At 57.3% G+C, this 13,188-nt stretch carries 6 protein-coding genes and 2 pseudogenes; all 8 read left to right on the plus strand.

Annotated features, from left to right (window positions below; genetic code table 11):
- Positions 1-163 precede the first annotated feature (163 nt).
- On the plus strand, positions 164-2,020 hold the full coding sequence (locus ACZ6YA_RS13715; RefSeq protein WP_465897660.1) for a type VI secretion system Vgr family protein: 1,857 nt from the start codon (positions 164-166) through the stop codon (positions 2,018-2,020).
- A gap of 10 nt (positions 2,021-2,030) precedes the next feature.
- Positions 2,031-2,615 carry a DcrB-related protein gene (locus ACZ6YA_RS13720; RefSeq protein WP_465897661.1) on the plus strand — a complete coding sequence of 195 codons (585 nt, stop codon included), beginning with the start codon at positions 2,031-2,033 and terminating at the stop codon, positions 2,613-2,615.
- A 34-nt stretch (positions 2,616-2,649) separates the two neighbouring features.
- Positions 2,650-3,117 carry a DcrB-related protein gene (locus ACZ6YA_RS13725; protein ID WP_465897662.1) on the plus strand — a complete coding sequence of 156 codons (468 nt, stop codon included), beginning with the start codon at positions 2,650-2,652 and terminating at the stop codon, positions 3,115-3,117.
- A gap of 6 nt (positions 3,118-3,123) precedes the next feature.
- The gene (locus ACZ6YA_RS13730) at positions 3,124-7,347 is read left to right on the plus strand and encodes an RHS repeat-associated core domain-containing protein (protein WP_465897663.1); all 4,224 of its coding nucleotides are present in this window, start codon (positions 3,124-3,126) and stop codon (positions 7,345-7,347) included.
- 9 nt (positions 7,348-7,356) lie between these two features.
- The gene (locus ACZ6YA_RS13735) at positions 7,357-7,848 is read left to right on the plus strand and encodes an SMI1/KNR4 family protein (protein WP_465897664.1); all 492 of its coding nucleotides are present in this window, start codon (positions 7,357-7,359) and stop codon (positions 7,846-7,848) included.
- A gap of 221 nt (positions 7,849-8,069) precedes the next feature.
- Positions 8,070-11,534 (plus strand): annotated as a pseudogene (locus ACZ6YA_RS13740) (RHS repeat-associated core domain-containing protein); the annotation flags it as partial.
- 49 nt (positions 11,535-11,583) lie between these two features.
- Positions 11,584-12,138, plus strand: coding sequence for a hypothetical protein (locus ACZ6YA_RS13745; protein WP_465897665.1), 555 nt, complete (start codon positions 11,584-11,586; stop codon positions 12,136-12,138).
- A gap of 517 nt (positions 12,139-12,655) precedes the next feature.
- Positions 12,656-13,188: pseudogene (locus ACZ6YA_RS13750) on the plus strand (DUF6531 domain-containing protein); the annotation flags it as partial.

Genomic DNA, 13,188 nt, shown 5'->3' on the forward strand with positions numbered 1-13,188 from the left:
GGTCGCAATAAACGATACGCATGATGGCACTTTCCGTCATGCAGGCAGTCACATGCGCTCGTAGCGCGCGCGTTACGCGCGGATGCCGAGATGTGCCGCACTTTCCAGAGTTGTTGCTGAGCATCGCAAAAGCGTGCTGGCCGTGTTTTCAAGGAGATTTCGCATGATCATGGACCTGGCCTCCGCGCTGCTTTCGCCGCAGAACCGCCGCCTGTTCAAGTTCCACAACCTGGCCAACCCAGAGCAGGAACTGCTGCTGGAAACCTTCAAGGGCGTCGAAGCCCTGTCGCGGGCCTTCAACTACGAACTGCTGCTGGTCTGCGAAGATTCCGGCGTGGCGCTCAAATCGATGATGGGCCAGCTGGTCAGCATCGAGATCGAGCTTGCCGAAGGCGGCCCCAGGTACATCACCGGTTACCTCACGCGCTTTTCCAACATCGGCAGCGACGGCGGCATGGCCCGGTACACGGCCACCCTCAACCCGTGGTTCTCGATGCTCAAGAACCGCTTCGACACGCGAATCTTCCAGGGCAACACGGTCGAGGAAGTCGTCACCGAAGTGTTCGCCCTGTGCCCGGCATTCTCCCGTCACGAATTCCGCCTGACCCGCCCGCAGAAGCGCTACACCTACATCACCCAGTACCGCGAAACCGACTTCAACTTCGTCCAGCGCCTGCTGGAGGAAGAGGGGATGTTCTACTACTTCGAGCACACCGCCGAAGGCCACACCATGATCATCTGCGATGACTCCAGCACCCTGGTGGACATCCCCGAGCAACCGCAGATCCGCTTCCACAGCGCCTCGGTCACCGAGACCGCCGACTCCATCACCCAGTGGAGCGGCAACCGCCAGCTGCAAGCCGGCAAGATGGCCACGCAAACCTTCGACTACCGCCAGCCAAACAACCGCCTGCCGGTGGCGATGAACAGCAAGAACAAGCAGGGCGAGGTGGAAAACTTCGAGGTCTACGACTTCCCCGGCCAATACACCCACGGCACCTACGACGAAGGCGAAACCCTGCTGCGCTTGCGCATCGAGGCCCTCGAACTGCGCGGCAAGAAGTTCGAAGGCGCCAGTAACTGCCGTGCGATGAAGCCCGGGTTCACGTTCGAGCTGCTGCAGCATTACACCCATGACCAGGGCGCCGTGGAAGACCGCCAGTTCCTGCTGATGAGCGTGGAAAGCGAAGGCCACAACAACTACCTCAGCGGCCAGCAGGCCAGCTACTTCAACACCTTCAGCTGCGTACGCAAGAAGATCCCGTTCCGCCCGCAGCTGAGCACGCCCAAACCGACCATTTCCGGCCCGCAGACGGCAATTATCGTCGGCCCACCGGGTGAAGAAATCTTCACCGACGAACTGGGCCGGGTGAAGATCCAGTTCCACTGGGACCGCAACGGCAAATACAACGACCACAGTTCCTGCTGGGTACGCGTTGCCCAGTCCGGCGCCAGTGGCGGCTTCGGCAGCATCCAGATCCCCCGCGTCGGCGACGAAGTGGTGGTGGTGTTCCTCGACGGCAACCCCGACCGCCCGCTGATCATGGGCAGCCTGTACAACAGCACCAACACCCCGCCGTGGGCGCTGCCGGCGAACAAGACCCAAAGCGGTTTCCTGACCCGGTCGATGAAGGGTGATGGCGGGACTGCGAACTTCTTCCGCTTCGAAGACAAGGCCGGCGCCGAGCAGATCATCATGCACGCCGAGCGGAACATGGATACCGAGATCGAGCTGGATGAGAAGCACGATGTCGGGAACAACCGGACCATTACCGTAGGTGGGACGCACACCGAAACGGTTACCAAGAATACGGTGGTGCAGGTTACCGAAGGCTCATACACCCTGCAGGTCGACAATCAGTTCATCCAGGTGGCGGCCAAGCAACACATCATTCTGCAGGTGGGTGACAGCAGCATCACCCTGACGCCGGAAGGCATCGAGATCAAAGGCAAAGTCATCACCACCACCAGTACCGACACCACGCAGATTACTGGTGCCGCTGTGCGGATCAACGACTGAGGCCGGCGTGATGTACAAACCCTCGATCTATGACCGCCTATCTGCCAAGCGTGAAGCGCAACAGGAAGCCGAGCGCCTGGCCAAACTGGCCGAAGCCGCGATGGTGGCCGAACCTGTACCTGAGCCGGTCCCTGTACCCGCCGAGCTACAGAACATTGCCAGCAGCTTCACCTTCGGCGGCTTGAATCTGCAGTTTCCAACGGGTTTTCGTTTCCGCGACATCCAGACCACCCTCGAACATGAAGGTGAGCCGGTCACGCTCAACATCCGCCGCCGCGATGTACGTGCCGGACAAACGCTGGAGCAGCTGTTCGATGAGGGAATCCGGGCGCTGCGCGAGCGGAATCCGCAACTGCGGGTGATTCGCCAACGTGACTGCCACCTCGCTGGCAGCTCGGCGAAAGCCCTGGATTTCCACTTCAATGCCGGCCACGAACCCCGCCACGGGCGCTTGGTCGGTGCATTGGTGCCTATCGAGGGGAGCAATCAGCCGCAGTGGCTGGATATCTCCTGCGTGATCGACCCGACCAAGCTTGGCCTGAGCCAGTGGCTGGTCGAGTTCGACCGCATGCTCGATGCCCTGGCACTGCGCTGACACATCAAATTTAGCTTTCAGGAATTTATATCGCATGGATTACGAGTTGCAGGAAGGCGGGATCTCGCTGCCGGAAGGGTTTGATGACCGTACGGTGAACATGTTCGTTCTAGGTGCCAGTGTGCCCGCGCCGTTGAGCATCACCGTATCGCGCGACACGCTGCTGCCCGACGAGGCGTTGCAGGCCTATGTCGACCGCCAGATCAAGATGCTCACGTCCAAGCTGCGCGGTTACACCCGCATGGGCAATAAAGCCGTTTCGCTTTCCGCTACCGCACCTATTGCCGGCATTCAGATCGACGCGTACTACCTGAACCAGGGCCGTCCGCTGTACCAGCGCCAGGCAGCCTTTGTAATCAGCCCTGGCCGCGCATTGATCTTCTCAACCACCGCGCAAGCAGACTTCAGCCCTCAGCAAAACGAAGACTGGGCCAACCTGCTGGCCAGCTTCACCCCGCGCAACCCCGTCGTGACCAACGCCGAGCCAGGCGAACAGGAGTAACCCCTCATGTTCGAAGCGGCCAGGTTCGGCGACGAGATTTCGCACACTAGTGCACTGGGAGGCTTCCTGATCGGCGCCGCCCTGGGCATCGCACTGGTGGCCACGGTGGCCATCGCCACCTTCACCTGCGGATTCGGCGTGGCCTTGCTCGCCGGCATGGCAGCCGGCATCGGAGGCAGCTTGCTGACCGCCGCCGGGGAGGCGATAGGCAGTATGTTCTCATCCCCCTCAGGGACGATAACCACTGCCTCACCCAACGTCTTCATCAACAGCCGCAAGGCCGCCCGGGTCGAAAAAAGCATCGGGGCCTGCGACAAGCACCCCGGCCCGGTGCAGATCGCGGAAGGCTCGACCAACGTTTTCATCAACAGCGTGGCAGCGGCGCGCAAGGGCGACAAGCTGACCTGCGGCGCGACCATTTCCGGCGGTTCGGACAACGTTATCATCGGCGGCGGCACCTACCGATACCTGCCGGTGGACGACGAAATCCCGAAATGGCTGCGCACCACCGTCGACGTGCTGATGGCCGTCGCCGGCGCCGCTGGCGGCATCGCCCAGCTGATCAAGGCCGGTACCCAGGCCGGCATGAAAGCCATCATGCCGTGCGCACTCAAGTTCACTGCAGGCTTCATTGCCGGCGAAGTCGCCAGCCGTTACGTGGTCGAACCCGTCGCCCGCCGGGCAATCGGCGGCCTGACCGGCAACCCGGTCGACCTCACCACCGGCCGTAAACTGATCCCTGACGAAATCGACTTCAGCCTACCAGGCCTGATGCCGATCGAATGGTCGCGTTTCTACGCCAGCGATTTGACCGTCGACAGCGTGCTCGGCCGCGGCTGGGTACTGCCGTGGGAACAAAGCCTTCGCCGTAGCGGCAACTTCGTCTACCTCACCGACAACCAGGGCCGCGAAGTCCCGTTCGTCAACATCCTCCCGGGTGAGCGCATCTACAACCCGCACGAGCAGGTGTACCTGGTGTGCACCGAGGGCGGCCACTACATCCTGCAGACGCTGGACAACCTGTTCTTCTACTTCGGCGAAGTACCGGACACCGACACCGACGTCCCGCTGCAGCGCATCGAAAACGCTCTCGGCCACTTCCTGCATTTCACCCGCACCGAGCAAGGCACGCTGACCGACATCAGCGCCACCGGCGGCACGCGCGTACACCTGCACTACGACAACCCGCTGGGCCGCCTGACCGAGGTCAAGAGGGTGGTCAACCACCAGCCCGTGGAAACCCTGGCCCAGTACCGCTACGACGAACACGGCCAGCTCAGCGCCGTGGTGAACCGCAATGGCGACACCGTGCGCAGCTTCAGCTACGCCGACGGCATGATGGTCACCCACAACAATGCCATTGGCCTGGGCTGCCACTACCGCTGGGAAATCCTCGACGGAAAACCGCGCGTGGTCGAACACTGGACCAGCGACGGCGAACACTTCCATTTCCGCTACGACTTCGCCGCGCGCACCAGCTGGGCCGCCGACGTGCTCGGCCGCGAACTGGAGATTCACTACAACGAAGACCACCGCGTCATCGCCAGCCGCGACTACGGCGGCGAACGCTACGCCATCGACCTGGACGACAACGGCAACATGGTCGGCCTGGACCTGCCCGACGGCAATCGCCTGCACTTCAAGTACGACGAATTCGCCCGCCTGCTGGAAGAAACCGACCCGCTGGGCCGCACCATCGCCTACGAATACCACCACCTGACTACCCTGGTGACCAAGGTCACCTACCCGGACGGCAGCACCTGGCAGGCGCGTTACGACGACAAGGGCAACCTGCTTGCCGAATTCGATGCGCTCGGCCAGATGACCGAGTACCTCAACGGCGAAAATGGCCTGCCGCACACCATTATCGATGCGACGTACAAGTCCAAGTACCTGTGGTGGAACACCTTGGCCCAGGTCGAGCGCTATCAGGACTGCTCGGGCAAGAGCACCTACTACCGCTATGACGAGCGTCAGCATCTGGTGGCGGTGACCGATGCACTGAAGCAGACCACCACGCTGGAGCGCAAGCCGGACGGGGAGGTGGTCAGGATCGACCATCCGGACGGCACGGCGGAAACCTTTACCTACAACGTCTACGGTCAGGTGCTGACCCACACCGACGGCAAGGGCCAGACCACCCGCCTGATGCGCACCGCCCGCGGGCTGCCCAGCAGCCGCCAGGATGCCAAGGGCCAGCGGGTCAGGTACGAGTACGACAAGGCTGTCCGTTTGACCGCGTTGGTCAATGAAAACAGCATGCCGTACCGCTTTGCCTACGATGCCTCGGACCGGCTGGTGGAAGAAGTGCGGGTGGACAACCTGACCCGGCGCTTCACCTATAACGACGGCGGCCATCTGACCCGGCTGGATGAAATCGGCTACGGCGAAAATGGCGAACAGCCGCAACGCGAAACACTGTTCGAGCGCGACCCGATTGGCCGGCTGGTGGCCAAGCTCAACCGCGATGCGCGACAAGACTATGCCTATGACGATGTTGACCGGCTGCTGAGCATTCAGCGGCAACCCAGCGGCATCGGCAAGCAACTCGGCATCACCGAAGAAAAGCTCGAATACACCTATGACCTGCTCGGTCGGTTGACCCAGGAGATCGGCCCGCAAGGCACGCTCGACTACGAATACGACCCGCTGAGCAACCTGACCACGCTGACTCTCCCGGACGGGCGCAAGGTCAACCACCTGTACTACGGCAGCGGCCACCTGCACCAGCTGAACCTGGACGGCCAGGTGATCAGCGACATGGAGCGTGACGACCTGCACCGCGAGGTGTACCGCACGCAGGGCAAGCTGACCAGTTGCTTTGGTTACGACGCGATAGGGCGCAAGGCGTGGCAGTTCGCGTCCAAGTTGCCTGCCGACAAACTCTCGCAGGTGCACAACCCCGGCATCAATACGTCGTTACTGGTGGAGCATGCGTATAACCCGATTCATCGGCGCTACCAGTACGATCCGGCCGGCGAGTTGGTGCGTACGCTGGACAAGCTGCGCGGCGAGATCAAGTACGAATACGAAGCCAACGGCCAGTTGCATAGCCGCGATACCGGCTCGTTAGTTGGCAGCGAAGAGTTCCGCTACGATCCGGCAGCCAACCGCCTCGACTTCAACGCGCGGCAACTGGAGAAGGTCAAGGACAACCGCATCAGGCGTTGGCGGGATCAGGAGTACCGCTATGACCCGTGGGGCAACCTGATCGAGAAGCGCTCGGGGCATAGCAAGCTGCAAAACTTTAGTTATGACTGTGAGAACCGACTAATCCGTGCTGAGACGCTGGTCAATGGCAAGTTGGAGAGCACTGGCGCGTATCGCTATGACAGCCTGGGGCGACGGGTTGCCAAGCAGTCTGAGATCGATGGCACCACGGAGCAGAAGCACTTCCTCTGGCAAGGGCTGAGGATGCTGCGTGAGGAAACGCCGGGGCAGAGCATTTTGTACCTGTATGAGCCAGGCAGCTATGCGCCACTGGCACGCGTTGATCAGGGCGAAGGCGAAGAGCAGAAGGTCTACTACTTCCATACGGATCAGATTGGGACGCCATTGGAGTTAAGTAACAGCGAAGGCGAGATCGTATGGCAGGCGACCTATCGGTCTTGGGGAGCGATTGAGGAACAAACAATAGACCAAGTCGAGCAAAATCTGCGATTCCTAGGTCAGTATTTCGATGGCGAAACCGAGCTGTATTACAATACATTCAGATACTACGATCCTGAAATTGGACGCTTTATCACTCAAGATCCAATTGGTCTAGATGGTGGGTCTAATCTCTATTACTATGTTCCAAATCCCACTGGCTGGGTGGATCCATGGGGCCTAGCCTTTAAAAGTGTCAACTTCGAAGGCTCTGCGGATCTATTTCCTGTAGTGGGAAACCAAAAAAATATTGTTTCAATTCAGCTTCAGGGATCGAGAGGTAGAGACTTTACTGAGGCATTTAAAGAGGCTGGTTTAACTAGGGCGCAGGTCAAAGCGGCTGGGAAATATACATGGCATCATTTGGATGACTTTGATCCGACCACAGGTAGGGGGACTATGCAGTTGATTACTCAGTCAGCGCATGAGGCATCTTTGCCGCATACAGGATCTGTAGCCCAATTTGAGAAACACTTTGGTCTGCCTTCAGGTGCATATGGAACATCCGATGCCGTAGGTATAGCGCAAGATAAGGGGTGGCTTAAAGGTCGCCCGCAAAAAACAACATCTTCCACTTGTTGAGTGTTGATAATGACTGACTTTAAGCTGTTGCAGTGCGGTTCGCCGATTTCCGATGCTGATATTGAGGCGCTGGAGGCGCAGATTGGCATTAAATTCCCCTTGATGTTTAGGACGCTATATCGAGCGTACAATGGCGGATCACCTGTTCGAGAGTTTTGGATTTCGGATGAAGATTTTGAGCCAGTGAGAGTAGAGGACTTCAAAAGCATATCAAGTGTAGGGGCTGAGGATGCTAATGATACAAAATATATCGGTGGGTGTTATAAGTTGATGCGGGAGAGAAATGTTCTTCCGTCCCAGTTAGTCCCCTTTGCAAGTGATGAGGCTGGCAACTTCATCTGCCTGGAGATAGGTGTGGGGAGGGTTATTTATTTTGCGGTGGATACTTTCCAAACAGACGTTGATATGCATCTTAATCATGTTAATGCTCAAAGAGTCATGTCGAGTTCCTTTGGCGATTTTGTCGATTCTTTAATTGATGAGGAGGATGTTGATTTCTGATTTTATGTGGGGGATTTAAGTATCTTGTGGTGTGAATATTGTGAGTGATGTTTGTATTTGATGGTTGCGGTTGTAGCTACTTGATTTGGTGTTCAGCGGCTCGATAGTATGTTTGATCTTTAAAAGTATAATTTTATAGCGCCTCACCTTTGTTTGTCTCTTGTTTAGTCAGGCAAAATGGATAGCACCCCGTAAAGTTTGCTAACAGGAGCTGAAACAAGAAAATCGACTTCAGCCTACCAAGCCTGATGCCGATCGAATGGTCACGCTTCTACGCCAGCGACCTCACCGTTGACAGCGTACTCGGCCGCGGCTGGGTGCTGCCGTGGGAACAAAGCCTGCGCCGCAACGGCAACTTCGTTTACCTCACCGACAATCAGGGCCGCGAAGTCCCGTTCGTCAACATCCTCCCAGGCGAACGCATCTACAACCCGCACGAGCAGGTGTACCTGGTGTGCACCGAGGGCGGCCATTACATCCTGCAGACGCTGGACAACCTGTTCTTCTACTTCGGCGAAGTGCCGGACACCGACACCGACGTCCCACTGCAGCGCATCGAAAATGCCCTCGGCCACTTCCTGCACTTCACCCGCACCCCCGAAGGCACCCTGACCGACATCAGCGCCACCGGCGGCACCCGCGTACACCTGCACTACGACAACCCGCTGGGCCGCCTGACCGAGGTCAAGCGGGTGGTCAACCACCAGCCCGTGGAAACCCTGGCCCAGTACCGCTACGACGAACACGGCCAGCTCAGCGCCGTGGTCAACCGCAACGGCGACACCGTGCGCAGCTTCAGCTACGCCGACGGCATGATGGTCACCCACAGCAATGCCATTGGCCTGGGCTGCCACTACCGTTGGGAAACCCTCGACGGAAAACCCCGCGTGGTCGAACACTGGACCAGCGACGGCGAACACTTCCATTTCCGCTACGACTTCGCCGCGCGCACCAGCTGGGCCGCCGACGTGCTCGGCCGCGAACTGGAGATTCACTACAACGAAGACCACCGGGTGATCGCCAGCCGCGACTACGGCGGCGAACGCTACGCCATCGACCTGGACGACAACGGCAGCATGGTCGGCCTGGGCCTGCCCGACGGCAATCGCCTGCACTTCAAATACGACGAATTCGCCCGCCTGCTGGAAGAAACCGACCCGCTGGGCCGCACCATCGCCTACGAATACCACCACCTGACCACCCTGGTGACCAAGGTCACCTACCCGGACGGCAGCACCTGGCAGGCGCGTTACGACGACAAGGGCAACCTGCTCGCCGAATTCGATGCCCTCGGCCAGATGACCGAGTACCTCAACGGCGAAGATGGCCTGCCGCACACCATCATCGATGCGACGTACAAGTCCAAATACCTGTGGTGGAACACCCTGGCCCAGGTCGAGCGCTATCAGGACTGCTCGGGCAAGAGCACGTACTACTGCTATGACGAGCGTCAGCATCTGGTGGCGGTGACCGATGCACTGAAGCAGACCACCACGCTGGAGCGCAAGCCGGACGGGGAGGTGGTCAAGATCGACCATCCGGACGGGACGGCGGAGACCTTTACCTACAACGTCTACGGGCAGGTGCTGACCCATACCGATGGCAAAGGCCAGACCACGCGGCTGATGCGCACCGCCCGCGGGCTGCCCAGCAGCCGCCAGGATGCCAAAGGCCAGCGGGTCAGGTACGAGTACGACAAGGCTATGCGCCTGACCGCGCTGGTCAATGAAAACAGCATGCCGTACAGCTTTGCCTACGATGCCTCGGACCGGCTGGTGGAAGAAGTGCGGGTGGACAACCTGACCCGGCGCTTCACCTATAACGACGGCGGCCATCTGACCCGGCTGGATGAAATCGGCTACGGCGAAAATGGCGAACAGCCGCAACGCGAAACACTGTTCGAGCGCGACCCGATTGGCCGGCTGGTGGCCAAGCTCAACCGCGATGCGCGACAAGACTATGCCTATGACGATGTTGACCGGCTGCTGAGCATTGAGCGGCAACCCAGCGGCATCGGCAAGCAACTTGGCATCACTGAAGAAAAGCTCGAATACACCTACGACCTGCTCGGTCGGCTGACCCAGGAGATCGGCCCCCAAGGCACGCTCGACTACGAATACGACCCGCTGAGCAACCTGACCACGCTGACTCTGCCAAACGGGCGAAAGGTCAATCATCTGTATTACGGCAGCGGCCACCTGCACCAGCTGAACCTGGACGGCCAGGTGATCAGCGACATGGAGCGCGATGACTTGCACCGCGAGGTGTACCGCACGCAGGGCAAGCTGACCAGTTGCTTTGGTTACGACGCGATGGGGCGCAAGGCGTGGCAATTTGCGTCCACTCTGCCCGCTGACAAGCTGTCGCAGGTGCACAACACCGGCATCAACACGTCGTTGCTGGTGGAGCATGCGTATAACCCGATTCATCGGCGTTATCAGTACGACCCAGCGGGGGAGTTGGTGCGCACGCTGGACAAGCTGCGTGGCGAGATCAAGTACGAATACGAAGCCAACGGCCAGTTGCATAGCCGCGATACCGGCTCGTTAGTTGGCAGCGAAGAGTTCCGCTACGACCCGGCGGCCAACCGCCTCGACTTCAATGCGCGGCAACTGGAGAAGGTCAAAGACAACCGCATCAAGCGTTGGCGGGACCAGGAGTACCGCTATGACCCTTGGGGCAACTTGATCGAGAAGCGCTCGGGTCATAGCAAGCTGCAAAACTTTAGCTATGACTGCGAGAACCGGCTGGTCCGCGCTGAAACGCTGGTCAACGGCAAGCTAGAAAGTACTGGGGAGTACCGGTATGACAGCCTGGGGCGGCGGGTTGCCAAGCAGTCGGACATCAACGGCATCACGGAGCAGAAGCGCTTCCTCTGGCAAGGGCTGAGGATGCTGCGTGAGGAGACGCCGGGGCAGAGCATTCTGTATTTCTACGAACCTGGCAGCTATGCGCCGCTGGCACGGGTTGATCAGGCCGAAGGCAAAGAGCAGAAGGTCTATTACTTCCATACGGACCAGATTGGGACGCCGCTGGAGCTGACCGACAGCGACGGTGAGATCGTTTGGCAGGTGACGTATCGGTCGTGGGGAACAATTGAACAGCAGACGGTCACTGAAATCGAGCAGAATCTAAGGTTCAGAGGTCAATACTTTGATGCTGAAACAACGCTTCACTACAACACATTTAGATACTTCGACGCAGAGATTGGGAGATTTTTGACACAAGACCCAATCGGTTTGGCGGGTGGTGACAATCTATATCAATATGCGCCTAGTCTGATAGGTTGGGTAGATGAGCTAGGTCTTTCCTGTAACTCTGATGCCAAAGTGCTCAGGAAGAATCTTGGTGCAAGTCCTCAAGGGGGCGGTCAATACGATGCTCACCATATCGTAATGTCAAACTCAAAAGATGTGCGGATGGATGCACTTCCTAAGAAAATGGAAGATTTTGACATCGATATTAACGACAAACGTAATGGTATATGGCTGCCGAATACCGAATCTGCCAGGGTTCCGGGCACTACTGCAACTCCTCATAAAGGCGCTGGAATCCACGGGAAAGCCTATAAGCAACATGTTTTTGATAAGCTTTCCGGAGCCAATAGCCGAGACGAGTTTTTAAGCGCGCTCTCAGACGTGAAAAAATCACTGTTCGATGGCATTTCATTCAAGACGATTAGGTAAGTAAGCTGTGATAAGTGAATTAGAGGCTCTAAAAAATGAAGCAGCCAAAATGTTGGCTGATAAGTCATTTATTTCTGTGTTTAGCCAAGGTGAGATGAAAAGTGATCGGGAATTATGGTCTAAGGGGCCGGCATATTCAATTATCCCGTTTGAGTTAGAGATGGCCGGCGTAACGCCGGCAAAAATGAGTGACAGAGAGCCGGCAACTAAAAAGAATGTGCACAAATATTATTGTTATGGTGATCAAGTTACTAGGGTCGAAATCTACAATTCTAAAGGGGAGGTTCATGAGGTTGAGAGATTGATTTATTCTGAGGGGCGTGTATGCGCGCTTAATACTAACCGCCATGCTGAAAATTTATGGTTGAAAATTGCAGAGTACACGCCTGATGAGGGGGTGGTGCGATCCTGTCGGGTGGATCAGGACTTGGATTTTTGGTCCTTTGCGTACGAATGGAGTGCTGGGGTCCTTAAAGGGATTACGAGTTTTTCTTCTAATAGCATTCCAGGTGTCAAGATCTATCCCGAGTACAATGAAGCACATGAGTTGCGTGGGATGTACTTCTTGAAAGATGAGTCAAAGGTGTATGTGTATGAGCGTTAATTTTTATCTGAGCGTTATTTTACAGGTGCTCCAGTGATATTGATCGCTTAATTTAGTTGCGTTAAGAATTTTAAACTTGATGCGAGAGGTAAGTTTGTTTTAGAGGTTGTTGGTAGTAAAGTCTATGGTGTTTGATGGTATTGCCGTAAAAGCTCGAGGTAGAACTCTCGGCATGGTTCATTCTTTGAGTGTTTGTTAGTGTTTTGTACGCAGATATGTGGGGTGATTGTGTTTGGATCGGTCATGGTTGGCTGATGGCGGCTTGATTCAAGACTGGTTGGTGTTAGTGACTTATCATCCACAGGGTGCAAATTGACTAATGGTGATTTTGAGTTCCGTTTACACTAAGGTGTAAAGACTGCCCAAGACTAGGCTCATTAACATTGACGATTAGGTATGGAAGTGGCTGCCAACCTTGCCTCAGCCACTTCTGATTTTTTCTTAGTTCCGGCCTTATCCTCAGAGTCGGTTAGGGTTTGCCTTTTTCTTAATTTATCAACTGTCTTGGCTGTATCCTGCTGCGCAAACAGGCGCGACGATTGCGGGCAGCTACCTCGCCGGGCGCTTCATCGTTGGCCCGGCCATCGAACGTGCGGTCGGCGGTTTCACCGGTAATCCTGTCGACATGACGACTGGCCGCAAATTGCTGGCCAATGAAACGGATTTCGTCCTGCCCGGGATGATGCCGATCGAGTGGTCGCGTTTCTATGCCAGTGACCTGACTATCGACAGCGTGCTCGGCCAAGGCTGGGTACTGCCTTGGGAGCAAAGCCTGCGCCGCAGCGGCGGCTTCGTGTACCACACCGACAACCAAGGGCGCAGTGTCCCGTTCATTGACCTTGAACCGGGCGAAAGCATCTACAACCCGAACGAAAAGATCCATCTTGTCCGCACCGTAGGCGGCCACTACCTGCTGCAAACCCTGGACAATGTGTTCTTCTACTTCGGTGAAGTACCGGACGACAACACCGCCGTACCGCTGTACCGCCTGGAAAACGCACTGGGTCACTACCTGCAGTTCACCCGGGATGCCAATCAGCGCCTGACCGA

Source organism: Pseudomonas sp. NPDC090752, assembly GCF_055584805.1.